The sequence below is a fragment of the Sphingomonas echinoides ATCC 14820 genome, assembly GCF_000241465.1.
In the GTDB taxonomy this organism is placed as follows: Bacteria; Pseudomonadota; Alphaproteobacteria; order Sphingomonadales; family Sphingomonadaceae; genus Sphingomonas; species Sphingomonas echinoides.
In genome coordinates this window covers 1331580-1357735 of the sequence record NZ_JH584235.1, presented here as the reverse complement: position 1 = coordinate 1357735, position 26156 = coordinate 1331580, and the positions used below count along the sequence as shown (strand labels likewise).

At 64.0% G+C, this 26156-nt stretch carries 26 protein-coding genes and 1 tRNA gene; 17 read left to right on the top strand and 10 right to left on the bottom strand.

What is annotated here, in order from left to right; all coding sequences use genetic code 11:
• The first annotated feature begins 1 nt into the window (after position 1).
• From coaD to ON00_RS06430, 8 genes are all read left to right on the top strand, one after another.
• Complete coding sequence (gene coaD / locus ON00_RS06465) at positions 2 to 508, top strand: pantetheine-phosphate adenylyltransferase (RefSeq protein WP_211207158.1); 507 nt, start codon at positions 2 to 4, stop codon at positions 506 to 508.
• A 90-nt stretch (positions 509 to 598) separates the two neighbouring features.
• On the top strand, positions 599 to 1348 hold the full coding sequence (locus ON00_RS06460) for a peptidylprolyl isomerase (RefSeq protein WP_010404168.1): 750 nt from the start codon (positions 599 to 601) through the stop codon (positions 1346 to 1348).
• 36 nt (positions 1349 to 1384) lie between these two features.
• Positions 1385 to 2422 carry a tRNA preQ1(34) S-adenosylmethionine ribosyltransferase-isomerase QueA gene (gene queA / locus ON00_RS06455; RefSeq protein WP_010404167.1) on the top strand — a complete coding sequence of 346 codons (1038 nt, stop codon included), beginning with the start codon at positions 1385 to 1387 and terminating at the stop codon, positions 2420 to 2422.
• Positions 2422 to 2922 (top strand): EF-hand domain-containing protein, encoded by a 501-nt coding sequence (locus ON00_RS06450; protein ID WP_010404166.1) that lies wholly within the window; start codon positions 2422 to 2424, stop codon positions 2920 to 2922. Before queA ends, ON00_RS06450 begins: the two co-directional genes overlap by 1 nt.
• 7 nt (positions 2923 to 2929) lie before the next feature.
• Complete coding sequence (locus ON00_RS06445; protein WP_029622490.1) at positions 2930 to 3589, top strand: HAD hydrolase-like protein; 660 nt, start codon at positions 2930 to 2932, stop codon at positions 3587 to 3589.
• 43 nt (positions 3590 to 3632) lie between these two features.
• Complete coding sequence (locus tag ON00_RS06440; RefSeq protein ID WP_029622489.1) at positions 3633 to 4712, top strand: MBL fold metallo-hydrolase; 1080 nt, start codon at positions 3633 to 3635, stop codon at positions 4710 to 4712.
• Positions 4713 to 4761: 49 nt separating this feature from the next.
• Complete coding sequence (locus ON00_RS06435) at positions 4762 to 5637, top strand: dienelactone hydrolase family protein (protein WP_010404160.1); 876 nt, start codon at positions 4762 to 4764, stop codon at positions 5635 to 5637.
• 60 nt (positions 5638 to 5697) lie between these two features.
• A complete protein-coding gene (locus tag ON00_RS06430; RefSeq protein WP_010404157.1) occupies positions 5698 to 6324 on the top strand; it encodes a glutathione S-transferase family protein in 627 nt (208 codons plus the stop codon).
• 55 nt (positions 6325 to 6379) lie between these two features.
• Here ON00_RS06430 and ON00_RS06425 read toward each other — a convergent pair whose 3' ends face one another.
• Together ON00_RS06425 and ON00_RS06420 are read right to left on the bottom strand one after the other, a co-directional pair.
• Positions 6380 to 7840: a DEAD/DEAH box helicase gene (locus ON00_RS06425; RefSeq protein ID WP_010404156.1), complete on the bottom strand. Its 1461-nt coding sequence runs from the start codon at positions 7838 to 7840 to the stop codon at positions 6380 to 6382.
• A gap of 95 nt (positions 7841 to 7935) precedes the next feature.
• Positions 7936 to 8484 carry a hypothetical protein gene (locus ON00_RS06420; RefSeq protein WP_245535536.1) on the bottom strand — a complete coding sequence of 183 codons (549 nt, stop codon included), beginning with the start codon at positions 8482 to 8484 and terminating at the stop codon, positions 7936 to 7938.
• Here ON00_RS06420 and ON00_RS06415 point away from each other — a divergent pair.
• The 3 genes from ON00_RS06415 (at position 8479) to ON00_RS06405 (ending at position 11348) form a co-directional block, all read left to right on the top strand.
• A complete protein-coding gene (locus ON00_RS06415) occupies positions 8479 to 9954 on the top strand; it encodes an FAD-binding oxidoreductase (protein WP_010404153.1) in 1476 nt (491 codons plus the stop codon). The genes ON00_RS06420 and ON00_RS06415 overlap by 6 nt on opposite strands.
• A gap of 61 nt (positions 9955 to 10015) precedes the next feature.
• A complete protein-coding gene (locus ON00_RS06410) occupies positions 10016 to 10786 on the top strand; it encodes a SapC family protein (protein WP_010404152.1) in 771 nt (256 codons plus the stop codon).
• A 1-nt stretch (position 10787) separates the two neighbouring features.
• Complete coding sequence (locus ON00_RS06405) at positions 10788 to 11348, top strand: cytochrome b (RefSeq protein WP_010404151.1); 561 nt, start codon at positions 10788 to 10790, stop codon at positions 11346 to 11348.
• A gap of 170 nt (positions 11349 to 11518) precedes the next feature.
• Here the strand turns inward: ON00_RS06405 and ON00_RS06400 are convergent, their stop codons facing one another.
• Positions 11519 to 12367: an N-formylglutamate amidohydrolase gene (locus ON00_RS06400; RefSeq protein ID WP_010404150.1), complete on the bottom strand. Its 849-nt coding sequence runs from the start codon at positions 12365 to 12367 to the stop codon at positions 11519 to 11521.
• Positions 12368 to 12480: 113 nt separating this feature from the next.
• On the opposite strand from ON00_RS06400, the gene cpdR reads away from it, so the two are divergent.
• Both cpdR and ON00_RS06390 read left to right on the top strand, forming a co-directional pair.
• Complete coding sequence (cpdR, locus tag ON00_RS06395; protein WP_010404149.1) at positions 12481 to 12858, top strand: cell cycle two-component system response regulator CpdR; 378 nt, start codon at positions 12481 to 12483, stop codon at positions 12856 to 12858.
• 78 nt (positions 12859 to 12936) lie between these two features.
• A tRNA-Val gene (locus tag ON00_RS06390) sits at positions 12937 to 13011 on the top strand.
• A gap of 206 nt (positions 13012 to 13217) precedes the next feature.
• On the opposite strand, the gene ON00_RS06385 is transcribed toward ON00_RS06390, so the two are convergent.
• Positions 13218 to 14522 carry an FAD-binding oxidoreductase gene (locus ON00_RS06385; RefSeq protein ID WP_010404147.1) on the bottom strand — a complete coding sequence of 435 codons (1305 nt, stop codon included), beginning with the start codon at positions 14520 to 14522 and terminating at the stop codon, positions 13218 to 13220.
• Complete coding sequence (locus ON00_RS20860; RefSeq protein ID WP_169313322.1) at positions 14519 to 15580, bottom strand: globin domain-containing protein; 1062 nt, start codon at positions 15578 to 15580, stop codon at positions 14519 to 14521. The genes ON00_RS06385 and ON00_RS20860 overlap by 4 nt, the downstream gene beginning before the upstream one ends.
• 793 nt (positions 15581 to 16373) lie before the next feature.
• On the opposite strand from ON00_RS20860, the gene ON00_RS19795 reads away from it, so the two are divergent.
• Positions 16374 to 17249, top strand: coding sequence for a hypothetical protein (locus ON00_RS19795; protein WP_154651284.1), 876 nt, complete (start codon positions 16374 to 16376; stop codon positions 17247 to 17249).
• Positions 17250 to 17551: 302 nt separating this feature from the next.
• Complete coding sequence (locus ON00_RS06370; protein ID WP_010404141.1) at positions 17552 to 19348, top strand: IlvD/Edd family dehydratase; 1797 nt, start codon at positions 17552 to 17554, stop codon at positions 19346 to 19348.
• 42 nt (positions 19349 to 19390) lie between these two features.
• On the opposite strand, the gene ON00_RS06365 is transcribed toward ON00_RS06370, so the two are convergent.
• Positions 19391 to 20101 carry a FadR/GntR family transcriptional regulator gene (locus ON00_RS06365; protein ID WP_010404139.1) on the bottom strand — a complete coding sequence of 237 codons (711 nt, stop codon included), beginning with the start codon at positions 20099 to 20101 and terminating at the stop codon, positions 19391 to 19393.
• Between the two features lie 103 nt (positions 20102 to 20204).
• The gene (locus ON00_RS06360) at positions 20205 to 21785 is read right to left on the bottom strand and encodes an aldehyde dehydrogenase (NADP(+)) (protein ID WP_010404138.1); all 1581 of its coding nucleotides are present in this window, start codon (positions 21783 to 21785) and stop codon (positions 20205 to 20207) included.
• 237 nt (positions 21786 to 22022) lie between these two features.
• Here ON00_RS06360 and ON00_RS06355 point away from each other — a divergent pair, with 237 nt between their 5' ends.
• Complete coding sequence (locus ON00_RS06355) at positions 22023 to 23309, top strand: glycosyltransferase (RefSeq protein ID WP_010404136.1); 1287 nt, start codon at positions 22023 to 22025, stop codon at positions 23307 to 23309.
• On the opposite strand, the gene ON00_RS21310 is transcribed toward ON00_RS06355, so the two are convergent.
• From ON00_RS21310 to ON00_RS21190, 3 genes are all read right to left on the bottom strand, one after another.
• Entirely contained in the window at positions 23306 to 23437 is a 132-nt protein-coding gene (locus tag ON00_RS21310; RefSeq protein ID WP_281047984.1) for a hypothetical protein, read from the bottom strand. The two genes, ON00_RS06355 and ON00_RS21310, sit on opposite strands and share 4 nt — an antisense overlap.
• Before the next feature lie 79 nt (positions 23438 to 23516).
• The gene (locus tag ON00_RS06350; protein WP_010404135.1) at positions 23517 to 24122 is read right to left on the bottom strand and encodes a cell division protein SepF; all 606 of its coding nucleotides are present in this window, start codon (positions 24120 to 24122) and stop codon (positions 23517 to 23519) included.
• Between the two features lie 256 nt (positions 24123 to 24378).
• Positions 24379 to 24600: a hypothetical protein gene (locus ON00_RS21190; RefSeq protein ID WP_245535642.1), complete on the bottom strand. Its 222-nt coding sequence runs from the start codon at positions 24598 to 24600 to the stop codon at positions 24379 to 24381.
• Between ON00_RS21190 and ON00_RS06345 the strand changes: the two genes are divergently transcribed.
• Positions 24499 to 25794 carry a cell division protein FtsZ gene (locus tag ON00_RS06345; protein WP_245535623.1) on the top strand — a complete coding sequence of 432 codons (1296 nt, stop codon included), beginning with the start codon at positions 24499 to 24501 and terminating at the stop codon, positions 25792 to 25794. The two genes, ON00_RS21190 and ON00_RS06345, sit on opposite strands and share 102 nt — an antisense overlap.
• Positions 25795 to 26156: the final 362 nt, after the last annotated feature.

The window sequence follows — 26156 nt, the reverse complement described above, 5'->3', positions numbered from 1 at the left end:
GATCCGCACCGGGGTCTATCCCGGCAGCTTCGATCCGCTGACGCTTGGGCATATGGACATCATCCGGCGCGGGGCGAAGCTGGTCGATCGGCTGGTCATTGGCGTCACCACCAACCCGTCCAAATCGCCGATGTTCACGATCGAGGAGCGCATGGCGATGGTCCAGCGCGAGATCGAAGGCGTGCCGGGTGAGATCCACGTCGTCAGCTTCGATTCGCTGCTGATGGATTTCGCCGAGCGCGAGGGCGCGAAGGTCATCGTGCGCGGCCTGCGCGCCGTCGCTGATTTCGAATATGAATATCAGATGGCCGGGATGAACCAGCAGATCAATCCGCGCGTCGAGACGGTGTTCCTGATGGCGGATGTTTCGTTGCAGCCGATCGCCAGCCGGTTGGTCAAGGAAATCGCGCTTTATGGCGGGCCGATCGATCGTTTCGTCAGCCCGGCCGTGGCGGCGGAAGTCGCGGCGCGGGTCGATAAGATTGGTCGCAAGGGCACGCAGCCCTAATATGGTCGCTTTCGCGCGCCACGTTCAGATTGGCGCAAGCGGCGACTTGGTCTAAGCGCGGGTCCACACCGAGTTTTTCGCGGGGAAATGATGCGTTTCGTTACCACCCTCCTGGTCTTCCTCCTCGCGTTCGTCGCCGGGCCCGCTTTTGCTGCCAAAAAGAAGGTGGATCCAAAGAGCGCTGTCGTCACCACGGTCGGGCGTCCGGCCATTCCCTCGGCGACGGACCCCGAGAATTTGCTGTATCTCGATCTGTCGACCGGTGGCCGTGTGGTCATCTGGCTGCGCCCGGATGCGGCCCCCAAGATGGTCGAACGCGTCAAGACGCTGACGCGGCAGCATTTCTATGACGGGCTGCTGTTCCACCGCGTGATCGAAGGCTTCATGGCGCAGACCGGCGACCCCAAGGGGGACGGCACTGGCGGATCGACGCTGCCCAACGTGCCGGCCGAGTTTAACTGGCTGCCGCATGTGCGCGGTGCCGTGTCGGCGGCGCGCGAGGGATCGGCCGAGGGTGCGACCGTCGAGGAAGTGACCAAGGCGGAAAATAGCGCCAACAGCCAGTTCTTCATCGTGTTCAACCCGACGATGAAGCTCGATAAGAAATACACCGTCTTCGGGCGCGTGATCTCCGGCATGGACTATGTCGATGCGATTGCCCGCGGGGAGCCGCCGGTCCACCCGTCGCGGATCCTCCACGCCTATATCGCGGCGGACAATCCCCCGGCCTATGCACCACCGCCGCCGCCCGCTCCGGTTGCTGCCCCCGCTACGCTCGCGCCGAGCCAGCCGGTGCTGAAGCCTGCACCCAAGGCCGCGCCGAAGAAAAAGGCCGCCTGAGCCGCTGATTGTTGCGACGACGGGGGGAGTACCGTCATGAAGGTCGATCTGTTCGACTTCGTCTTGCCGCCGGAGCGCATCGCCTTGCGCCCGGCGTCGCCGCGCGACAGCGCGCGTTTGCTTGTGCTGGATGGCGCGGCAACGCTTGATCGGCATGTCGGCGATTTGCCAGCGGCATTGCGCGCGGGCGATTTGCTCGTGTTCAACGATACGCGCGTGATCCCGGCGCAATTGGAGGGGACGCGCGGCGATTCGCGGATCGGCGCAACCTTGCATAAGCGCGAGGGACCGCGCCGCTGGCGTGCCTTCATCCGCAATGCGCGGCGGCTGCGCGATGGCGACGAAATCGATTTCGGCAACGGCGTAACCGCTTATGCCCGGGATCGCGGTGAGGATGGCAGCTTCGCGCTCGATTTCGCGGGTGACGAGCCCGTCGAAGTGCTGCTGGAGCGTGCCGGGCGGATGCCGCTACCGCCCTATATCGCCGCGCGCCGCCCCGCCGACGCACGCGATGCAGACGATTATCAGACGATGTTCGCCGCCGAGAAGGGCGCGGTCGCGGCACCGACTGCGGCGCTGCACTTCACGCCCGAGCTGATGGCAAAGTTCGCCGAGGCAGGCATCGAGCACGCCACGCTGACGCTGCACGTCGGGGCGGGCACCTTCCTTCCGGTCAAGGCCGACGATACGCTCGACCACAAGATGCATGCCGAATGGGGGCGCATCGATGCGGCGACCGCAGACCGGCTCAACGCGGTGCGCGCGCGCGGCGGGCGCGTGATCGCAGTCGGCACCACGAGCCTGCGCCTGATCGAGAGCGCAACAGGCGCGGACGGGGTGATTCGCCCGTTCGAAGGCGACACCGCGATCTTCATCACGCCGGGCTATCGCTTCAACGGCATCGACGGCCTCGTCACGAATTTCCATTTGCCGCGATCGACGCTGTTCATGCTGGTCAGCGCGCTGATGGGCACCGAGCGGATGCAAGCGGCCTATGCCCATGCGGTGCGAGACGGCTATCGATTCTACAGCTATGGCGATGCCAGTCTGTTGCTGCCGACGAAGGAGACGTGATGCGCGCCGGTTCGGTCTTGCTGCTTGCGCTTGCTGCCCCGCTATCGGCGCAAACCGTACCCGTCGTCACTCCCCCGCCAGCCCGTCAGCCAGCCGCGACGATCGTGGTCGAGCCGGCCGCAATGCTCATTGCCGCATGTGACAGCGATGGCGACGGGCGCACCACTCGCGCCGAGCTCAGCGCCTGTATCGCGCGGAGCTTCGCTGATGCCGATACCGCGCATAAGGGCTCGATCGGCTATATCGACTATAGCGACTGGGCGCTCAAATGGCTGGGGGATCGCAACGCGCTGCCCAGCCCCTTCGCGATCGACAGCGATGGCGACAATCGCATCACGCTGGCCGAATTGCAGGCGCAGTTTTCCAGTCTGTTCGACCGCTTCGACACCAACAAGGACGGCGCGGCGACACGAGCGGAATTGGTGACCATTCGCAGTGCGCCGGTTCCCCAGGGGGATGACGGCAAGCGTGGTCACCGCCGCCCCTCGCAATCGCGCTGAGGTGACCATGCCCGATCCGCGCTATCGTTTGGTGATTTTCGATTTCGACGGAACGCTGGCCGATAGCGGGGACTGGTTCCTGTCGGTTGCCGATCATCTCGCCGAGCGGTTCAAGTTCCGCAAGGTCGCTCCCGAGGAGGTCGCATCGCTGCGCGGGCGCACCACGGGGGAGGTGATCCGCCATCTCGGCATTCCGCGTTGGAAATTGCCCAAGATCGGGCGCTATCTCCATCGCTTGTTGGCCGAGCAGACCGACCGGATCGCCTTGTTCGAAGGCGTTACGCCGTTGTTGCGGCAATTGGCGGACAATGGCGTGCGCATGGCGCTGGTCACTTCCAATGCCGAGGATAATGCGCGCGCCATTCTCGGCCCCGATAATGCGGCGCTGATCGAATGGTTCGAATGCGGCGCGTCCTTGTTTGGCAAGGCACCGCGCTATCGTCGGGTCTTGCGCAAGAGCAAGATCGCGATCGAGCAGGTCATCTCGATCGGTGATGAGACGCGCGATGTGGTGGCGGCAAAGAAGGTCGGCATCTGTTCTGGCGCGGTGCTGTGGGGCTATGCCAATCGCGACGGGCTGACGCGGCTTAACCCAGACGTCCTGTTCGAATCGCCCGACGAGGTGTTGCGGCTGTTGCTGGGCGAGCAGGCGACGCTGCTTGCCTGAGGAAATGCGTGACTTGGTACGGCACCCCGCGCTAACCGATCGCATGTCCATTGCAGAGGCGGCCGTGACGGCCGAGCAGAGCTTCGTCCCGACTAACCACAAGGGGCTGACCTATCCGTATGGCGGGGCCGAGCCAGCGCCCGGCACGGTGATGCCCGTGGCCCCCGGCATCGGCTGGGTGCGGCTGCATGTTCCGGGGCCGCTTAAGCACGTCAATTGCTGGCTGCTCGACGATGCGGGCGGCATGGCACTGGTCGATACCGGTATGAACACGCCCGAGGCGCGCGCGGCGTGGGAGGCTTTGGCGCAGGGGCCGCTGGCGAGCGTGCGGGTAACGCAAATGATCGGCACGCATTTCCACCCCGATCATATCGGGCTCGCCGGTTGGATGTGCGACACGCACGGTTGCCCCCTGGTGATGACGCGCGGCGAATGGCTGACCGCGCGGATGCTGGTCGCCGATGCGCGCGATGCGGTGCCGGGCGAGATGGTCGCCTTCTGGCGCGCGGCGGGGTGGGATGATGCGCAGATCGCCCATGCCAGCGAGCGTGGCTGGGCGGGGTTCCGCCGGATCGTCACGCCGCTGCCGCTCGGCTATACCCGGATCCAGCATGGCGACACGCTGCGGATCGGTGCGGTCGCGTGGCAGGTGGTGGTTGGCTCGGGGCATAGTCCGGAACATGCCTGTCTGTACGATCCGATCGGCAAGGTGCTGATCTCGGGCGACCAGGTGCTGCCCCGGATCAGCCCGAACGTCTCGCTCGGCGTGACCGAGCCCGCCGCCGATCCGTTGGGCGAATGGTTCGATTCGATCGCGCGGTTGAAGGCTTTGCCCGACGATGTGCTGGTGCTGCCCGGGCATGGCGATCCGTTCACCGGCTTGCACGCGCGGCTCGATGCGATGGACCGCGAACATCGTGAGCGGCTCGACGAGCTGGAAGTGTTCCTGGCCGAACCGCGTCGTGCGATCGACTGTTTCGGGCGGCTGTTCCGGCGCGCGATCGGGCCCGACATGCTCGGCATGGCGACGGGCGAAGCGCTGGCGCATGTCCGGCGGCTGGAGGTCGAAGGGCGCGCGGTGAAGACGATCGAGGACGGTGTGTGGTGGTATCGCGCGGTGTGACGGGCTAGCGTGCGGCCGCGCCGGGGGGCGAATCGTTTGAGGAAAGCTGATGTCCGATATCCGCGATCGCGCCATCCAGATTTACGACGCTTTCACGCATGAGCATCGCGACCGCCGCACCTTGTTGCGCGAAATGGTCGGCCTGGTCGGATCGGTCGCCGCTGCCGAGGTGTTAATCGCGGGGATCGCGGCCTCGCCCGCCGCCGCTTCGATCACCCAGCCCGACGACCCGGCGCTGGTGACGCGTAAAGGTCCCTATGCGATCGGTCCGGGCAAACAACTGACCGGTTATTTCGCGGCACCCAAGGATGCAAAACACGCTGGCGTGGTCATTGTCGTGCATGAAAATCGCGGGCTGACCCCGCATATCGAAGATGTCGCAAGGCGCGTGGCGCTGGCGGGTTTCCAGGCGGTTGCGCCCGATTTCCTGAGCGACCAGGGCGGCGCCCCCGCCGACGAGAATGTCGCCCGCGACATGATCGGCAAGGCCGATCTTACCGCAATCACCGGGGAAGCCGTCGCCACGATCGGCGCGATGTCGGCGCAGCCGGGCGCGAACGGCAAGGTTGGGATTATCGGCTTTTGCTGGGGCGGGGCGCTGGTCAATCGCGTTGCCGTGGCGTCGGGCAATGCGCTTGCGGCAGGCGTCGCTTATTATGGGCCGGCCCCCGATCCGGCCGAGGCCGGGGCGGTCGCGGCCCCGTTGCTGCTGCACTATGCGGGCAAGGATGCGCGGGTTGCCGCAACCGGCGTGCCGTGGGTTGCTGCGTTGAAGGCGGCGGGCAAGGACGTGACCGCTTATACCTATGACGGCGTCGATCATGCCTTTAACAACGACACCTCGGCCGAACGCTATAACAAGCCAGCCGCCGATTTGGCGTGGGAGCGGACGATCGCTTTCCTGCATCAGCATCTTGACGGATAAGGCTATTTCGTTCCACTAATGTTCCCGAGAATCGTGTGACGATTTTGGGGGAGAATGACCGTGGCGGACCTGACCTTTTACACCAACCCGATGTCGCGCGGCCGCATCGCGCGCTGGATGCTCGAGGAAGTCGGGGTGCCTTATGAAACGGTGCTGCTCGATTATGCGACGACGATGAAGCAGGAGCCGTATCTGTCGGTCAACCCAATGGGGAAGGTGCCCGCGATCGTCCATCACGGACATGTCGTCACCGAATGCGCCGCGATCTGCGCCTATCTCGCCGACGCGTTTCCCGAGGCTGGCCTCGCTCCGCCGACCAGTGCGCGGGCGGACTATTATCGCTGGCTGTTCTTTGCGGCGGGACCACTCGAACATGCGATCACCAATCGCTCGCTGGGCGTAACGCCGACCGATTCGCAGCAGCGCATGGCAGGCTATGGTTCGTACGATCGTGCCGTCGATACGCTCGAAAAGGCGGTGTCGGCGCATCGCTATTTTGCGGGCGATACCTTTACGGCGGCGGACGTCTATGCCGGGTCGCAAGTCGCCTGGGGTGTGCAATTCGGGTCGCTGCCCAAGCGCGCTGCCTTTGAGGACTATCTTGCACGCGTGCAGGAGCGACCTGCGTATCAGCGCGCGAACGAGATCGATAACGCGCTGATGCCGGCACCCGCGCCAGCAGCGTAACGGTAGCACTCCACCGCCGGGCAGCGTGCTCCACCGCCTTGCGGCGGTGGCACGCTCAGTCGGTCAGCGTCAGTTTGGCGAGCAGGAAGTTGGGCATCGGGCCATTCCAGCCGCCATCGTCGACCGCATCGATCGGCTCCAGCGGTTCGGCGCGTTCAGTCGGCGCGCCACGCGGCGGGCGGCTGGCACGGGCGGGGCGCTCCTCGCGCGGTGCGCGGGCCTCGCGCGCGGGGCGTTCGGTACGCGGCGGACGGGGCGTGCGGGCAGGGCGCTCGACCTCGGACGGAGCGTCCTCGGCGTCAACGACGGCCGCCGCGACCTTGGCGGCGGCCTTGGGACGTCGCCGCGTTTTCGGGGCAGCTTCGCGCGGCGCTTCCGGCGTGTCGTCATCGGCGACGGGCGCACCAGTCTCGTAGCGTTCGATCTTCAGACCGGTCAGCTTTTCGATATTCTGGATGTTTTCGGCATCGTCGGGCGTCGCGAAGGTGAACGCGATGCCGGTCGCGCCCGCGCGCCCGGTACGGCCGATGCGGTGAACGTAATCGTCGGGGTGCCACGGCGCATCATAGTTGAAGACGTGGCTCACGCCCTTGATGTCGATGCCGCGTGCGGCGACGTCGGACGCGACGAGGATCTTGATCTCGCCCTTCTTGAAGCGATCGAGCTCGGCAATGCGTTGCGCCTGCTCCATGTCGCCATGGATTTCCCCCGACGCGAACCCGGCACGCTGCAGCGCCTTGTTGAGGTCGCGCACCGTTGTCTTGCGGTTGGAGAAGATGATGCCGGTCTGGACGTCTTCCGAGCGCAGCAGTGAAATCAGCGTATCGCGCTTCTTGGCGGCGGAAACGTTGACCAGCCACTGCTTGATGTTGACGTTGGCGGTTGCGGGCCGCGCGACCTCGATCGTCTTGGGGTTGTCGAGAAACTTGTCGGCCAGCTTCTTGATCGGCGGCGGCATCGTCGCCGAAAACAGCAGCGTCTGCCGCGTCTTGGGCAATTTGGTGCAGATTTCCTCGATATCGGGGATGAACCCCATGTCGAGCATCCGGTCGGCCTCGTCGATCACCAGCATCGAACAGCCGGTGAGCAGGATTTTCCCGCGCCCGAACAGATCCATCAAGCGACCCGGGGTAGCGATGAGGACATCCACGCCCTTTTCGAGCGCGGCGGTCTGGTCGCCCATCGACACGCCGCCGATCAGCAGCGCCATCGAAAGCTTGTGATATTTGCCGTATTTCTCGAAATTCTCGGCGACCTGGGCGGCCAGTTCGCGCGTCGGTTCGAGGATCAACGAGCGTGGCATCCGCGCGCGCGACCGCCCCTCGCCGAGGATATCGATCATCGGCAGCACGAAGGCGGCGGTCTTGCCCGTGCCCGTCTGCGCGATGGCGACAAGGTCCTTGCCCATCAGCACGGAAGGGATCGCGCTCGCCTGGATCGGAGTCGGCTCGGTATAGCCGGACTCGTTGACGGCACGCTGGAGTTCGTCGGAAAGGCCGAGATCGGCAAAAGTCATGCGGTATCCGGAAAAAGCGCCCGGGCGAAGCGCCCGCGAACGGTTGAAAAGCGCTTGCCGATCAGGGGCGAAATGTCAAGGTAAACGGGTGCGTTCTACTTGCCTTTGGCCACCAGCCGCTTGAAACCATCGATTCGGCAGGCACTGCCCGATCGCGCGCGGATCGAGTCGCGCCCGGCGCAGACCATGCCGTCCGGCGTGCTCTTCAGGTAAAGGCCCGAATAGAAATCAAGCGCGGGGCATTTGTTGTCGAACCGTGCGCGCAGGCGCGTATCGTCGATCAGGATCAAGTCCACGCTGTCGTCGCCGGAGATCAGCGCACCCTCAACCGCCGCCATGGCCACGCATTTCGGGCCTTTTTTCTCGGTGAAGCGGGGCGGGGCGAGTTCGGATCGCTGCGGCGTGCGCCCGCCCAGAACCCGCGGAATACGAATCACGATGCGCTGGTGGATGGTCAACTGGGCTAGCGCAACGCCGTCGCTATGCGCCGTCGCGGCCGAACTGGTCGACGCGAGCGCAAGGAGCAACGAAGCGGGAAGGGCGCGGTTGGGCATAGATATAGCGATCAGCGTTACCGTGAATGGTTGAATGCCGGATGAATTGGCGTTGGTCGATACGGATGGTAGGGCAAAAGGATGATGCATGCCCGCTCTTCAACCGACAATAGCACCCTTGCCCAGCAGCAGGCCATCCGCGCCGTCGAGGCGGCGCTGGGGCCGAAGGCGGTCACGACCGATGCACAGGACATCGCCCCGTGGCTGACCGACTGGCGCGGCCGTTTTCACGGCCGCACCGCCGCGATTCTATCGCCAGATAGCGTTGAGGGCGTTGCGCAGGTGATGCGCTTCGCGGCGGAACATGGCGTCCCGCTGGTGCCACAAGGCGGCAACACGTCGATGGTCGGCGGTGCCACGCCGCCTGCCGACGGCTCGGCGCTCATCCTGTCGTTGCGGCGGATGAATCGCATACGCTCGATCGATCCTGCGGCCGGGTTGGCGGTGGTGGAGGCGGGGGTGATTCTCGCCGATCTCCATGCCGCGGCGGCGGCGCACGGCATGCGCTTTCCGCTCACGCTTGGCGCGCGCGGTAGTGCCACGATGGGCGGACTGGCGTCGACCAATGCCGGCGGTACGCAGGTGCTGCGGTTCGGCACGATGCGCGGGCTGGTCGCGGGCGTGGAGGCGGTGTTGCCCGGCGGGGAGGTTTTCGATGGGCTGGCGGCGCTCAAGAAGGACAATCGTGGCTATGATCTCGACCATCTGTTGATCGGGGCGGAAGGAACGCTCGGCATCATCACCGCGATAACCGTCTGCCTGTATCCCGCAGTGGTGCAGCGCGCGGTGGCATGGGCCGGAGTGCCCGACCCCGAAACGGCGTTGTCTCTGTTGCGGCGGCTCGAGCGCGCGAGTGATTCGGTTGAAAGTTTCGAGATCATCCCGGGGGATTCGCTGGCACTGGTGCTGCAGCATATTCCGGGCACACGCGCGCCGCTCGCCGGGCCGCATGCGTGGCATGTGCTGATCGAGGCGACAACCGCCAATGCCGCCGCCGAGGCACCTGCTGTGTTGCTGGAGCGTGTGCTCGGTGCCGCCATTACCGATGGCCTGGTCGCGGACGCGACGATCGCCGCCTCGGAAGCGCAAGCCGAAGCGTTCTGGCGCATTCGCGACTCTTTGTCCGCAGCGGAGCGCGCCAGCGGACCGGCCGTGCAGCATGACATCTCGGTCCCGGTCGCGACGATGCCGCGCTTCATGATCGAGGCCGCCGCCGCCGCCGAGGCGCGCTTTCCCGGCACCCATGCCACCGCGTTCGGTCATCTGGGCGATGGCAATGTCCACTTCCACGTCCGTGCGCCCGCAGGGGTCGATGCGACGCGCTGGTATGGCGAGGATGCGCCAGGCGTGACGCGATTCGTGCATGATCTGGTGGTCGCGGCGGGCGGTTCGATTTCCGCCGAACATGGCATCGGGCAAATGAAGCGGGCGGAGCTGGAGCGTTTGTCCTCGCCCGCGCGCCTCGCTTCGCTCCGCGCGATCAAGGCCGCGCTCGATCCGCAAGGACTGATGAATCCCGGCAAATTGCTCGGCCTTGCAGAAACGCCGCGCGCACCATAGAGCCAGCGGCCATCAGGCATAGCAAGCCGCGTGCTTTATCTTAGTCGATGGAGAATTTCTGATGGCCAGCGCGCCGCAATCCCTTCCGCTGTTCTACAACGCGCTCGAGCCTCTTTCGAGCGACGTGCACGCAGCTTTCCGTTTCCGCGCGCTGGACCGGGCGTCTTTCCTGGTGGGTCAGCACGCCATCCCGATCACGGTGGATGAATTCGTTGCCGCGCAGCGCTCGCTCCCGATCGTCTTCACCAGCGGCGACGATGCGATCCCGATCGCGCTGATGGGCCTGAACGAAGGCGTTAACGTTTTCATCGGCGACGATGGCAAGCTGACCGAAGATCAGGTCTATGTGCCGGCCTATGTGCGCCGCTATCCCTTCATGCTGGCGCGGTTGCGTCCCGACGCCGAAGAATTGTCGCTGTGCTTCGACCCCACAGGCGAGGCGATTGGTGCGTTCGATGATGGCGAGCCGCTGTTCGCCGAAGGCAAGCCGACCGAGATCGTGCAGAACATCCTCGCCTTCAACGAACAGTTCGAGCAGGCGGGTGCCCGCACCGCGAACTTCATGAACGAGCTTCGCGAACTGGACTTGCTGATGGAGGGCGAAGTCACGCTGCAGATCGAAGGCAATGACAAGCCCTTCATCTATCGCGGCTTCCAGATGGTGAACGAGGAAAAGCTCAACGACCTGCGCGGCGACCAGCTGCGCAAGATTCAAAAGTCGGGCTTGCTGCCGTTGCTCTATGCGCACCTGTTCTCGCTCTCGACGCTGCCGCAGGTGTTCGATCGTCAGGTCAAGCTCGGCAAGGCCCCTGTTCCGCAACTGATCGACTAAGATGGCGCGCAGCGCGATCATCGTGCTCGACCATTATACGCGCGGGGCGATCTGGTTGCACTGGATCGTCGCCGCGTTGGTCTTGGTCAATCTGGTGATCGGGCTGTTGCATGACTCGCTGCTCGACGGCGTGAAAGGGGCGATCCCCTTTCACATGGCGATCGGCCTGTGCGTGCTGGTGCTGACGGTCGCGCGCGTGGCGTGGCGGTTGCTGCATCGCCCGCCGCCGCCGCCCGCGAAATCGGCGGGTTGGGAACGCGCCGTCGCCGGGCTCACCCACGGCGCGTTTTACCTGTTGCTGTTGGCGTTACCGGTCACGGGCTGGATGCTAGCGTCGCGCAAGCCGGTCGGTGCCGCGTTTTCTTGGTTTGGCCTGTTCGACGTGCCGGTTCTGCCCATTCCTCGCGCCGTCAGCGGCCTTGCCCATACGGCGCATGGCCCGCTCGGCTATGTGATGGCAGGGTTGATCGTGCTGCACGTCTGTGCCGCGCTGCGTCACCATTTTGTGTTGCGCGACGGTACGCTCACCCGGATGATCCCCGCGCTGACGCGGCCCGAATAATTCCGATCGATCGGGCCGAAATTTGGGCCTTGAAGCGTGAAAACCTCTTACCTATATCAGTCGCACGCGGCTTCGTGTTCCCCCCTTTCGCGGGGCCGCGCGGCACTCTTTCAGGGTGCCTCCTCCCTGAACCTTGGCCACCGCGTGCTGCATTGCACGCGGTGGTTTTTTTATTCCGCCGCAATCGAAAGAGTGGTCGCCGCTTCGTCGGCCAGCGCATCGATCATGTCGCGCAGCAACCGCGCGACGGCGGGCAGGGTATCCCCTGGGCGGTCGCCCGCAGGGTCGAGATAGAGGCTGCGGTCGAATTCGATTTGAATGGCATGCACGCCGCTGGCGGGCCGCGCATGCGTGTCGAGGATGTGGCCACCGGCATAAGGCGTGTTCAGCGCCGCCATGACCCCGTGGCGCGCCGCCACCGCTTCGATCGCGGCGATGAAGCGCGTGCCGGCACTGCGCCCGAAGCGATCCCCAATGACTAGTCTTGGCTGATCCGGCCCAAGCGACGGCATCGAGTGGATATCGAGTAGCACGGCGGTGCCAAAGCGCGCCCGCGCCGCAGCCAGCGCGAGGGCGAGCGCAGCGTGATAGGGGCGGTGATCGTCACGGATGCGGGCGGCGACGTCCTGCGCATCCAGCCGCCGCCGCCACAATTCGCCCGCCCCGGCGACTCGCCGCGGGACGAGGCCGAGCCCGCCGCGCAATTTGGCGGAGGCGAGCGGCAAGGCGGTCCAGGCTGCGCCCTCATCGATCGCCGGATCGCGTTCCTGCTCGGAACGGTTGAGGTCAATCCACGCCCGCGCGCGGCGTTGCACGAACAGCGTTTCATCGCGGTGCGCGGCAAGGGCGACGGCATCGATATAGCGATCCTCCAGCACCGTCGCGGCCGCCAGCGGAACCCGCAGCGCGGCCCTCAGCGCGAGCGGATAGTCGCGCCCGGCATGCGGCACCGACAGCACGATCGGGCTGGTCGGCGGATCATCACCATGACGGTCGAAGGCGCATTCCGGAGCGGTCATCTCACCCCTTTGTAGCACAAGGTACGGCGCGATCCGGCTGGAAAATATTAAGGGCTTTGCGCATAGGAAAGAATGGTAAACCGCAGCTGTGGGCTGCGAAGCGGGATTTTGGAATGATACGCATATTGCTGGCCGAGGATGATCGCGTGATGCGCGAATATCTGACTCGCGCGCTTGAACGGTCCGGCTATGCAGTGGCGGCGGTCGATCGCGGGACAGCAGCGATTCCGCTGTTGGAAACCGAGCATTTCGACTTGCTGCTCACCGATATCGTCATGCCCGAAATGGACGGCATTGAACTCGCGCAGAAGGCCGGGGACATGCTGCCGGACCTGCGGGTGATGTTCATCACCGGCTTTGCCGCCGTGACGCTGAAGGCAGGCAAGACGATGCCGCAGGCGCGCGTGCTGTCCAAGCCGTTTCACTTGCGCGATATCGTTCTGGAGGTCGATCGCCTGTTCGAGCACGAGCGCGCGAGCGACAATATTTAAATCGTGCAGCAGACGCTTGCGCGACGGCCAAGGCTTCGTTAAAGGCCGCCCCTCGCCAGGCACTTGCTGCGGCGAAGTGGGCGTGTAGCTCAGTGGTAGAGCACTGTGTTGACATCGCAGGGGTCGCAAGTTCAATCCTTGCCACGCCCACCATTAAAAGCCCGCTAAGCCAAAGGCTTAGCGGGCTTTTTTGTAGCCTGTCGCGTGAGCCGCACGGACGTGAACGAGGTGTGGACGGGCACCGCTTCAGCGGAGAGCCCCTTGCTCAGAGTGAGGCGGTTCGTTCGAACGGCGCTGGGCTGCGGCCGTCGACCGCCCCATCTCCCAAAGCGAGCCGATCTGAATGAGGCAGACTTGCGTCAGGCGGCCACGACAAGATCAGACAAAGCGACGCTGCAACAGGCGAGCGCCAATCCAGTCGCTTTCTCGCGCCCCACCGTCTCGAACTCGAGCTTTTCGCAAAGCAGGCCGGTAAAGCGCACCTCGCACTCGCCGCAACTGCCGACGCGGCAAGCATGGTCGAGCTCAATAGCGTGCGCCTCCGCCAGCTCCAGGATGGTGGAGGCCCCATCCGTCTCGACCGTCTTCCCGCTTTTGCTGAAGTGGACGGTGTGGCGGTGACCGGAACGCGACAATGGCTTGGCGGAGTCCTTGCCGCCAGTGGCGACGCGACCGCTGCCGAAACTCTCGCTGTACAGCTTGGATTGATCGAAGCCGAGCTCGTCCAGGCTGTTCCTGACAGCGGCGGCAAAAGGCTCCGGCCCACAGAGGAATACGGGCCGCTGGTCCAGGTCCGACGCCATCTCCGCAAGGCGCGATTTGCCGATCCGCCCTGTCAGACCGGTCCAAGCGTCGGTTTGCCCGCCCGATGCCGAGGTTAGGGTTAGCGCGATCCTGAAGCGCGGATGCCGCGCGGAGATGAGGTCGAGTTCCTTGCGGAAGATGATGTCTGCCGGCGATCTGAACGATGCGAGCAGCGCGACATCGACATCGGCCATGGAGTCGGCGATCCAGCGGATCATCGACATGATCGGCGAGATCCCGCTGCCTGCCGCGATGAACAGCATCTTCGACGCTGGGGAGTCAAAGCAGGTGAATCGCCCCGCTGGTCCCTTCAAGGTCAGCGATTGCCCTAACGCCACATGATCGCACAACCAATTCGACACCCGGCCGCCGGGGACGCGCTTCACGGTGATTTCCAGGACATGCGGCCGGGATGGGCTCGAGGAGATGCTGTAGGACCGCTGCACCGCCTCACCGTCAAGGTCGAGCAGCAAGGTCACGAATTGGCCCGGTCGATACGAAAACAGGACCGGAGTCTCGCCGACCAGCCGGAAGGTTTTAACGTCGTGGGTCTCTTCGATGATGTCCGCCACCTTCAACGTCGTGACGCCCCCGGACCAGAGCGGAATCGAGCCATGATCATCGACGAGACCGGCCAGGACGGGGCTTGCGGGTGGCGGTGGTGCGACCGCGTTGACCTCGCCATCTGCAAACAACCGATCGATCCACGTGTCCTGGCTGCGGCTGGTGGGGGGCACCGCGCGATCTGTGCCGCCGAATGACTCTGACTCCGGATTTGACAAGCCCGCGAAAATCTCGGTCCAAAAGGTCTGATCCACGGTGCCAGGTGTAGGACGTTTGGTATCGGCTTGGGCGGTCATATGCCGCGTGCCAGGATGTCGTGGCGGGTAGCCTCGACTGCGGCCATCGCTTGGCGGATTGCCTCTTCGTGGACGAGCAACGATTCGAGGGTTTGCTTCAGGATCTCGACCACCCGATCGAAGTGAGGCTCCGTGAAGACCATCCCGCTGGCCAACCGATCACCGACCCGGTGTAGATCCTGACCTGTGGACGGATGAGGTCCGCCAAAGGCCATCGACACAAACGACTTCAGCCTTAGGCGTTGGGCTTCCGTATCGGGTGCCTGGAATAGGCTGGCAACGAAGCTGTCCGCCAAGATATTGCGATAATAGACATCGACGATCGCGGTGATCGTCGCGTCGCCTCCGATGCGTTCGTACCAAGATAATTGGTGGAGCTGAAAGTAGTCAGACTTCTTTACTTGTGCGCTGTCTGTGCCTGGGTCGATGGTCCGATCGAGCTTTTTCACCAGCGGAATATTTTTCGAGCATTGAATGAAGGCCTCCTCGACCTCAACCATCACCCATCGACTGGGCCGCCGATTGCCCGTCTTACCCAACTCGACCAACACATTCTTTGGAAGTTTGTCGGCAAGGGGCAAAAGCGCATCGCTTTCGATAATGCGCGCCTTGCCATTGATATGCAGGCCAAGGGATTCGCGGTATAAATCCAGTATTAACAAACCGATATGGGGGTTCTCGCTGATATTGCCCAGGCTGGCGAAGACCCCATTGCCTCTATATTCCGGATAGAGGACATGCCGGTCGCCTAGAACAGTGATGAAGCCCGGTTCGCCAAATCGCGAGCTGCAGTCGCAGTCGCCATGGCGGTTCGCGGTCGCGACAAACATGCATTCCTGCTGCGATATAAAAGTGCGCATCAGGGGCGACAGGAAGTTCAGGACCTGATGCGCGTAGAAGCTCAATGCGCGATCCCGGGAGCCATATTTGATTTGAAGCGCATGCTCGCCGTCGGACCCGGGCAGCAAATCTTGCCGCATAGCCTCCGGCGCGTCGTTCCCCAGGGAAGGGGCGGCCGCCGAGCCACTACGCGTCGGTGCTTCGCTGGGAAAATCCATTCCGTCCAACCTTCCCATGTCCTGTCATGGGCGAGGCACCCCAACAGCGTCGCAGCGGCGATCGCTCGTCGGACTGCCTGCAGTTTACGGGCAGACGGGCTTTTTGGATGCCGTTCGGGGAGCGATGCTCTCACCTGCGCGGTTTGCTCGATCGCCGTTCTGGACGAGCGGTGCGGTTGATGGCGTTGCTGTCGAGATCGACACAGCTGTTTCCCGAGACCTGTTCGAGTACATGCAGCAGTCGCGCACGATCAGGCACTGACGTGCAAATCGTAATATCTGTGTAAAATATCACAAAAGTATAGTAACAATATCCTAATCGGTTCTTTTCAATCGTTGACCGAAACCCTGTTGATTGATATCGTCTATTTTCTGAAATATCGTGTCGATAGAGTAAAAGCGTATCCGTCAGACTGGATTCTGAGGAGACTTTCCCATGTCTATCTTCGCTTTTCGAAAAAATCGTCTCTTTGCTGCAATTGCGGTGGCTGCGATTTCGGTTGGTGCCGTTACCGTGAGCGGTTCGCAAATCAATGCGAAACCTGCGCAAATCGTTCCGCCGCCTTTTGGTTCGACGGATGCGGTTTCATGGCAGCAATTCATCCTTGCCGTCGCGCCGTCTGGAGTGACCGGGAAGGTTACTTATGAGACCTTCGCGTCGGATCAAGACATTTACGTTTCGAACCCATGTACGACCCCGCCCACAAAGGGCTGCAACGTGCCGACCTGGCCGAGCGCAAGTTCCAGTCAAGGCAGTAAGCTGCTGCAGCGCAGCTTGCTCGGAAGAGCCCATATGCGCGCCGCGATGGCGACGCGCGGGGCCGGGCGTTTCACCGTTCAGGTGATCGGACCGGCACAGGGTTGCGGTACGCCGCCCGGGCTGAATGGGGCCGCGGCGGGTTCGGGCTTTCCGTCGGGGGGGTGCGTCGGCGAAGAGGTCCGGCGCGATCGCGCGACGTTCGATTATCTCGTGGCGAATGGGCTATGGTCTTCGGCGGGGCTGACCAAATATTACGCCACCAAGCAGCCGGTTTCCGTGCCGTGGAATGCGCTGGAAGTGAAAGCAGACTGGATTCCGGTGAGCACGCTTGCGACCTGGCTGGGGCAGCCGGCGAGCTTCGTCACCGCCAATTTCTACACCTCGTCTGCGAGCGTTGGTACCGGGCCGGCGACGACCTACGCGATGACCAGCATGCACATCTCGGTGAAGACGCCGGGCTTCCCCAACTGGATATGGGCGGATTTCGAGAATGCCTATACGCCGGGCCGTTGCGACCAGACCGGCTGTAACGACAGCTTTGGTGCGGTGACCCAGACGGTGCCGGCCAATGCCAAGGCGTGGGGGCAATATGGTGCCTGCCCCAAATCTCAGGCAGTTGCCACGATGATGACCCAAGCGAATGTAGCCCCGGTCTTCGCCAATTACTGTATGACAGGGTCGCAGAGCAGTTTTGGGACGGCGGCCAAGCCGACCTTGCTGGGCAGCCCGATCATCGAGCCGCTTAACGCCAATGTCCCGATGGCGAAATCGTCGTGCATTTCGTGCCATGCTGGCGCGTCGTTCAACGCCTCCGGCCCCGGTCACGTCGGAGAGCCGGTCGGTCCCCACGCGCCGCCCGCAGGCTATACTGGCTATGACTTGATGTGGGGCGTGCTGTTCGCGCAGTGACCTGTCGGGCGGTTGGACCCCCAACCGCCCGATCGCCGCTTCGAAAGTCGGCGGGGAGAGACCCTTCCGTTCGAGTTAGTGCGCGCGTAACACCGGCGGGACACCTTGTTTCTTGCCCAGGCAACCCAGAGAGCCCGCCAGCGCGACGCGTTGGCGGGCTGTCCGGTGTTGGATACCCTCTAACCCGCCCTTTCATGCCGACGGTGGAATTCTCTGCGGTGCGACTTCCGTCGCGTGCACATTGATCTTATAATTGTCTGAGTATATCCGGGAGCAAAGTCGTCCCGACGCGGAGTATCTCAATGACCGGTTCCCCTCCCTTTAAGCTCCGCAGTCGCGCATGGTTCGATAACCCCGACAATATCGACATGACCGCGCTGTATTTGGAGCGCTATCTCAATTTCGGCCTCAGCCTGGAGGAATTGCGCTCGGGCAAGCCGATCATCGGCATCGCGCAGACGGGCTCGGATCTCAGCCCGTGCAACCGCCACCATCTGGTGCTCGCCGAGCGCGTGCGCGAAGGCATTCGTGAGGCTGGCGGCATCGTGCTCGAATTCCCGGTCCACCCGATCCAGGAAACCGGCAAGCGGCCGACCGCCGGGCTCGACCGCAATCTCGCCTATCTCAGTCTGGTCGAGACGATCTACGGCTATCCGCTCGACGGCGTCGTGCTGACGATCGGCTGCGACAAGACCACGCCCGCCTGCCTGATGGCGGCGGCGACGGTGAACATTCCGGCGATCGCACTGTCGGTCGGGCCGATGCTCAATGGCTGGCACAAGGGCGAGCGCACGGGCTCGGGCACGATCGTGTGGAAGGCGCGCGAGCTGCTCGCGGCGGGCGAGATTGACGATGCCGAATTCATCCGCCTCGTCGCCTCGTCCGCGCCATCGACCGGCTATTGCAACACGATGGGCACCGCGACGACGATGAACAGCCTGGCCGAGGCGCTGGGCATGTCGCTGCCCGGATCGGCGGCGATCCCCGCGCCCTATCGTGACCGGCAGGAATGCGCCTATTACACCGGCAAGCGCATCGTCGAGATGGTGGCGGAAGACCTCAAGCCCTCCGACATCCTGACCAAGGACGCCTTTCTCAATGCGATCGCGGTCAATTCGGCGATCGGCGGATCGACCAACGCGCCGATCCATCTCACCGCGATCGCGCGGCATATCGGCGTCGACGTGCCGCTTAAGACCTGGGAAGAGCATGGCCTCAACGTGCCGCTATTGGTCAATTTGCAGCCAGCAGGCGAATATCTGGGCGAGGATTATTATCGTGCCGGTGGCGTCCCCGCCGTGGTCGCGCAGTTGATCCAGCACGGCCTGATCGCCGAGGGCGCGATGACCGCGAACGGCAAGACGATCGGCGACAACTGCCGCAGCGCGGTGATCGAGAATGAGGATGTAATCCGTCCCTTTGACATGCCGTTATTGGCGTCGGCGGGCTTCGTCGTGCTGTCGGGCAATCTGTTCGACAGCGCCATCATGAAGACCAGCGTGATCTCGCCCGAATTTCGCGAACGCTATCTGTCCAACCCCAACGATCCTGAGGCGTTCGAAGGGCCGGTGGTCGTGTTCGATGGCCCCGAAGACTATCACGCGCGCATCGATGAGATTTCGACCGGGATTACGCCTGCCACGCTCCTGGTGATGCGCGGCGCGGGGCCGGTCGGCTATCCGGGCGCGGCGGAAGTGGTGAACATGCGTCCGCCTGCGCATCTGATCCTCGATGGCATCCACTCGCTGCCGTGCATTGGCGACGGGCGCCAGTCGGGCACCAGCGGGAGCCCCTCGATCCTCAACGCCTCGCCCGAAGCGGCGGTTGGCGGCACGCTCGCGCTGCTGCGCGATGGCGACCGCGTGCGGATCGACTTGATGCGCGGCACTGCCGATCTGCTGATCGATGACGCCGAGCTGGAGGAGCGCCGTGCGGCCTTCGCGGCGGCAGGCGGCTATCGCTACCCCGCCTCGCAGACGCCGTGGCAGGAAATTCAGCGTGCCGTGGTCGGTCAGCTCGGTTCGGGCGCAATCCTGGAAGGGGCAGAGGCCTATCAGCGGATCGCGCAGACGCGCGGTCTGCCGCGCGACAACCATTGATGGGAAATCCCGGCGCTCGCCGCTGATCGGCGAGCGCCGGGGTTAGCCGCGCTGCGCGAGCCCCATGTCGCGGAGCGCGAGCTTCAGCAGCGTCACCATTGCCTCGCGCGCGGCCTCTGCATCGCTGGCGGCGATTGCGTCGAGGACCCGCACATGGTCTGGCAGCGGGTCGCGCGGCAAAGCGCGCTTGCGCTGCTTGAATTTGGTGGTCCAGCGCACCGCCGCACCAACCGAATTGGCGAGCGTGGCCAGCGGGGTGTTGCGCGCGGCGGCGAGGACGGCGCGGTGGAAGTGCTGGTCGGCGCTCTGGCCGCGTGCATCCGCCAGCCCGTAATGTTTCATCGCATCGAGCGCGGATCGCATCTCGGCCAGGTCGGCATCAGTGCGGCGTGCGGCGGCAAAGGCAGCGGCGGCAGGCTCGATCACGCCGCGCAATTCGAACAGGTCGATGATGAAGTCGGTGTCGGGTTCACCCTCGAACGTCCAGGCGAGCACGTCGACGTCGAGCATGTTCCAGCGGCTGCGCGGGGTCACGCGGGTGCCGGCTTTGGGGCGGCTTTCGACCAGCCCCTTGGCAGCGAGGATGCGGATCGCTTCGCGATAGGCGGTGCGCGAGACGCCGAGCGCTTCGCTCGCTTCGATTTCCCCGCCGAACACGTCGCCGGGTTTTCGCACTCCGCTAACGATTTCCACGCCGATATCGTGCGCGATGGTGCCGTGAATACGCGGCGAGAAGACGCGGTCGTCGTCCATTATCGAGGCGGTGGCTGGGTCATGGAGACCCAGCCTAGCGGATCACGCGCCCGGCAGGAAGGCACGGGGATATCCCACCGCACACCCTGACGGGCGCGTCGGATCATCGCGCGGAGGCTTCGCGCACCCCATCGACCCGACGGGCGATGTCCCATGGATTGCCGTCGCGCACCGCGACCGGGAGCAGCGTCGGGGCCAGGTTCTGGAAGGCAACCGGGCGCAAGAAGCGATCAATGGCGAGCGTCCCGACCGAGGTCGTACGGCCATCGCTGGTGGCGGGGTAGGGGCCGCCATGCACCATCGCGTGGCACACTTCGACGCCGGTCGGCCAGCCATTGGCCAGAATGCGACCGACGCGCTGGGCGAGGACCGGGATCAATGTCGCGGCCGCGGGCTCGTCGGCTGCATCGAGCTGCAACGTCGCGGTCAATTGCCCTTCGAGCCCGGCGATGACCTGCGCCAGTTCGTCCAGGTCGCGGCAGCGCACGATGATCGACGACGAACCGAACACTTCATGGCCGAGCGCGCGGTCGGCGAGGAAATGGCTGGCGTCGGTTTCGAACAGCGCGCCAACCGCCTGGTTTGGCCCGGCGCTGGGGCAGCCGCGCGCGATCGTGCGCACTGCGTCATGCGTGGCGAGCGCTTCGACGCCCTTGTCGAAGCTGGCATGGATGCCGGGGGTGAGCATCGTCAGCGGCTGCGTGCCCGAAAGCAAGCGTCCCGCCTCGGCGACGAACGCGTCCAGCTCGGGGCTGTCGAGCGCCAGGATCAGACCGGGGTTGGTGCAGAACTGGCCCGCGCCCATCGTCAGCGACTGAACGAAACCGGCGGCGATCTCGGACCCGCGCGCGGCGAGCGCGGCGGGGAACACGATAACGGGGTTGATGCTCGACATCTCGGCATAGACGGGGATCGGCTGCGCACGCTCGGCCGCGATGCGCATCAGCGCGAGGCCACCGCCGCGCGAGCCGGTGAAGCCGACCGCCTGTACGCGCGGATCGGCGACCAGTGCGCCGCCCAGGTCGTTGGTGTCGCCGGGGAGATAGGAGAAGACACCTGCGGGCAGGCCGCTCGATGCGACCGCAGCGGCAATTGCGCGTGCCACCAATTCACCGGTGCCGGGATGCGCCGGATGGCCCTTCACAATCACCGGGCATCCAGCGGCAAGCGCCGATGCGGTGTCACCGCCGGCAACCGAGAAAGCGAGCGGGAAGTTGGAGGCACCGAACACCGCAACCGGGCCGACCGGCACGTTGATGCGGCGCAAGTCGGGGCGGGGCAAAGGCGTGCGATCGGGCAGCGCAGGGTCGATCGTGGCATCGAGCCAGTCGCCCTGACGCACCACCTGCGCAAACAGCTTCAGCTGCCCAACGGTGCGGCCACGCTCGCCCTCCAGGCGTGCGCGCGGCAGGCCGCTTTCGGCCATCGCGCGCACAATCAGATCATCGCCAATCGCAACGATATTGTCGGCGATCGCTTCCAGAAAGGCAGCGCGAGTCGGCAGGTCGGTCGCGGCATACGCCGGAAAGGCGGCCTGCGCCAACGCCGTGGCAGCGCTGACCGCGTCGCGGTCCGCAGACGAAAAACTGGGAGTCAGCGATTCGCCGGTGGCCGGGTTTACCGTGGTGAATCGTGTTGTTGCCTGACGAGCGTCGGCACCGATCAAAATAGAACCATCGATCACGGGGAGGCCTTTCAAAAATAACTCAGACATAATAGGGGTTGCACCGGGTTTCTGCAAGGCTGGTCTTGCGTGGAGGGCGGTAGAGGCGGGGCTCCACCGCTCCCCCCATCCACGGCAATTTGGCGGCGGCGCACGATTTGCCCAACCCGTGGCGAACACGGGCTTTATCCGAAAAATGCTACAGTACCGAGCAGGAAGGGCTGGACGCGATGCGCTGACGCGACCAGTGGGATCGCAATGCGTAAAGTCGTTCTCACCACCATCGGGACGTTGGGCGATCTGCACCCGTTTATCGCAATCGGGCTGGCGCTGCGCAAGCGGGGCTTCACCCCAGTGCTGGCGGTGCCCGAGGACCAGGTGCTGAAATGCCGCCGCGCCGGCCTGGAGGCGGTCGCGATCTTGCCCGGCTTCGATGCGGTCCAGAAACGCATGGGGCTGAGCCATGAAGAGGCGGTGCGGCGGGTCATCGCGAACCAGCGCGTCATGCTCGAACAGGTTCTGTTGCCGGGACTTTCGGACAGCACGCGCGCGCTCGACGCGGTGGCGGCGGATGCCGAGGCGATCATCGCCTCGATTTTTGTCTTTGCCGCTCCGATGATCGCCGAGAAGCGCAACTTGCCGCTGATTTCGGTGATCCTGCAGCCGATGGCGATGTTGTCGGCCTATGATCCGCCGCGCACGCCCGATTTCTGGATGATGCGCGATCAGCCGGTCGGGCGCGTCGGACGCGTGTGGAATCGGACGGCTTACACCGTCCTGCGGCGTGTTCTGCACGGGCTTTACGGTCGACGGTTCGATCGCGTGCGGGCAGAGCATGGCCTGCCGCCCAAGGGAGCGCGGCGCGCGCTGGAGCCCGATTCTCGCTCCATTTTGCAACTGGGCTGCTACTCGCCGCACCTTGCCCCGCTGCCGCCAGACGCTCCCCCTTCGACCAAGATTGTCGGTTTTCCTGTTTTCGATAGCGGCAGCGGGAGCGAGGAAACGCTGGACCCGATGTTGGCGGATTTCCTGGCGGCGGGGCCGGCACCCCTCGTCTTCACGCTCGGCTCCTTTGCGGTGAACAGCGCCGGCGGCTTTTACGATACCGCCGCCCAAGTCTCTCGTCGGCTGGGGATGCGCGCGGTGCTGCTGGTGGGGGGCGATGCCGCGCCGTCGATCGAAGGCGATGTATTGCGCTGCGGCTATGCGCCGCATTCGCTGCTGTTCCGAAGCGCCGCAGCGATCATCCAGCATGGCGGTGTCGGGACGACGGGCCAGGCTTTGCGCGCGGGCAAGCCGCAATTGGTGGTACCGCATATGGGCGATCAGAACGATCACGGTCACCGCATTGCGCGGCTGGGTGCCGGTTTGCGGCTGCGGGCGGACCGCTTCTCGGTCGCGCGGGCGACACGGCGTATCGGGCGTCTGTTACACGATCCCGCTTATAGCGCGGTTGCGGCCGAAATTGCGCGGCGCATGGCCGACGAAGACGGCGCAAACGCCGCCGCCGAAGCGATCGCGCACGCGCTCGGCGGTGCTGCCTAGAGCAAAGGGATCCGCAGCACCTTGGTGCGTCGCGACGGTGGCGTGCCGAGGATGTCCTGCATATGCCAGAAGAGCGCGGCCATGCCGATCTGCACCATATCTGGCATGGTAGAGCGGGGCCGTGGCATCGCTGGCCGGGCCATCCTAACCGACCGGTGGCGGGATGGTTTGCGGGACACGCGAAAACCCGCGGGAACTTGCTTCCATTTACTGGTGCTCGGCGCGCCCGCCGACCGGATCATGTCGCGGTTGCACCGCTGGCAGACGCTGAACGCAAACCCTTGATTGAGTTGGGTGGAAGGTCGGGCCCGATGCCCGAGTACGCGACACAACAGCGACATCGTTTACCTCTTGTACAATTTGACTGGCCTGCAAAAGCGTGGCGAGCGTGACGAGATCCGACGGGCCATGGTCGAGCACATAGGCCATGTCCCAAATTTCGAAGCGCGCGCCGGTGGCGACGAGCAAGGCAAAGCTGCCGATCGCGCCCCGTTCGCGCATGATCCGCGGCAGCGTCATCATCCCGTCGGGAGCGATCGGTGCCTCATCGACGAAGCCATATGTCCGCCGCAAGCGATGGTAATCGTGAAAGCCACCGGGAGACGCCGCCAACTTCTCGGCGACTTCGAATTGCCGCTGCATCGCGTGGAGCCGGTCGAAGGCGATCAGGCAGGGCGATTCCTCATGCAGCCCGATGAAGACCGAATGATCGGCCGAGCGCAGTCGCAAGGTTTGGTGAAAACGACGCGGCAACAGGATGTCGCCCCATTCGGTCACTTCACACAATGCGCTGCCGATGAAAAGTTCGTCCATGTCCCATGCCCCTCATTGTGAGCATATGGTTAACGGCCGAAAAACGATTCGGGGAATTGAGTAGATATACTTTATGGTATTCGCCCTACCCGTATTGTTGCGGAGGGCGGAGATCATTTCCATACATACTAAAGAATGATCGATCGTTTCCTTATCGTAACAAGCCAATATACCCATCAATACAACTTTAGATCGGGGTAATGATACTATATCGTTAACTATAAACGTTCGGAGCAAAGGTCCCGCGACAGCAGCATTATGAAATGCGATTCTCGGGAGTATCGATATGACGTTCGGTCAAAACGCGGGGAACACGCACGGCGGTGTGATCGTCTTTGGTGTCGGAGGCGCAGGCGGCAACGCCGTTCGGGCGCTGTTGCAGCGGCCAGAATGCGGGATGAAGATCCTGTGCGCGAACACCGATGTGCAGGCCATGCGCGCGGTGCCGACAGCCAATCGCTTGCAGCTTGGTCGACACATTACCGCTGGGCTGGGTGCTGGCGGTCGACCGGAGATTGGGCGCGCGGCGGCGGAGGAGGCCTTGCCCGAGATTATCGAGGCGCTGCAGGGGGCATCGTTGTGCTTCATCGCCACCGGGCTGGGCGGCGGTACAGGAACCGGTGCGGCCCCCGTCATTGCCAAGGCGGCGCGGGACCTTGGCATCCTGACTATCGGAGTCGCAACGAAGCCCTTCGCCTTTGAAGGCAAACGGCGTGGCCGCACCGCCGACCTGGGGGCGATCGACTTTCGCGCCCAAGTCGATGTGATGGTGACGGTGTCCAACGAGAAGCTCCTGGGTCTTGCTGGTCGCGACACCACCTTAAGTGACGCGCTGCGATTGTCGGACTCGATCATCGGGGAGACCGCCACAGATTTCGCGTTGCTTCTGGAGGAGCCCGCGCTGCGCCGGGTGGACGTGGCGGACCTGCGGTCGTTGCTGGCATCGACCGGGGACGCCGTGATCGGCTTTGGCGAGCGCTGCACTGGCGGGGATCGCGCCGCCAATGCCGCGCGATCCGCCTTAAGCAATCCGTTGCTGGAGGGGCTGCCGGGGACAGCGCGACGTCTGCTGGTCACCGTCGCGGGCGGCGACGAGCTTACGCTTTTCGAAGTGGAGGAGGCCATCAGCTGTTTGCGGGCCAATCTGCCGAACGACACCGAGGTGCTATGGGGTGCCGTCCTCGATGCTGAACTCACCGGGCGGATCCGGGTCGGGATTATCGCTGGCGGAATTCCGGTTCCGGATCCGGCGGCGGTGGCGGTCGCACCCTATATATTGCAGCCGTTGCGCGATGTGGCGATTGCGCCCGTCCTTGTCGCGGCGGAGGCAATGTCAGCCGAGACTCTCGGCCACGTGCCAGCAACGGTTGCAAAGCCTGAAGCCGAAACGCCCGGGCTTATTCTGACGCCCATACAATTTTCGCGCGACCAGGAGCCCACGGCTGTTGTTCCTGAGAAGAGCCCCGCCGTCGAGGAAGGTCTTGTGCGCCGCAGTTATCACGCAGTGCGCCGACAGCTACAGCGATCGCCCCGCAGACGTTCGGAGGTCGTGGGCACGTACCCGCCGGGCGTATTCCATGTTGTGAAGGCGTTCGATCCGCCGGCGCGATCACCGATCATCGCGGGTAATCTTATCGTCAACGCGCGGATGATGATGGCATTTGCCGAGTGATCACGCAGATCGCTCGGCAGCTTTGCTATAGCGCGAAGGCGACCGCCGCGATCGCGGCCCAAAGACCCAGGGACAGGATGCCGCCAATCAAAAGCCCCGTTCCCGGTGGTGCCTGGCGGTTGTCATGAGTGTCGGAGGACGTCAACCGGTCGAAAGAACGGACTTTCATGTTCATGGTCCATTACAGATTCATTCTATTGATAAAATATAGGCCATTTTTGCAAAATAACAGGAGCAGATCACGATTTCGTCAATATGGATGACAATAATTTGGCAAAATACGTGCTGCAACGCACAAATTAAAACTTTGGTAACACTCCATTCTGCCGCAGCTGCATTTATGTCGTATGATCCTTGAGGGT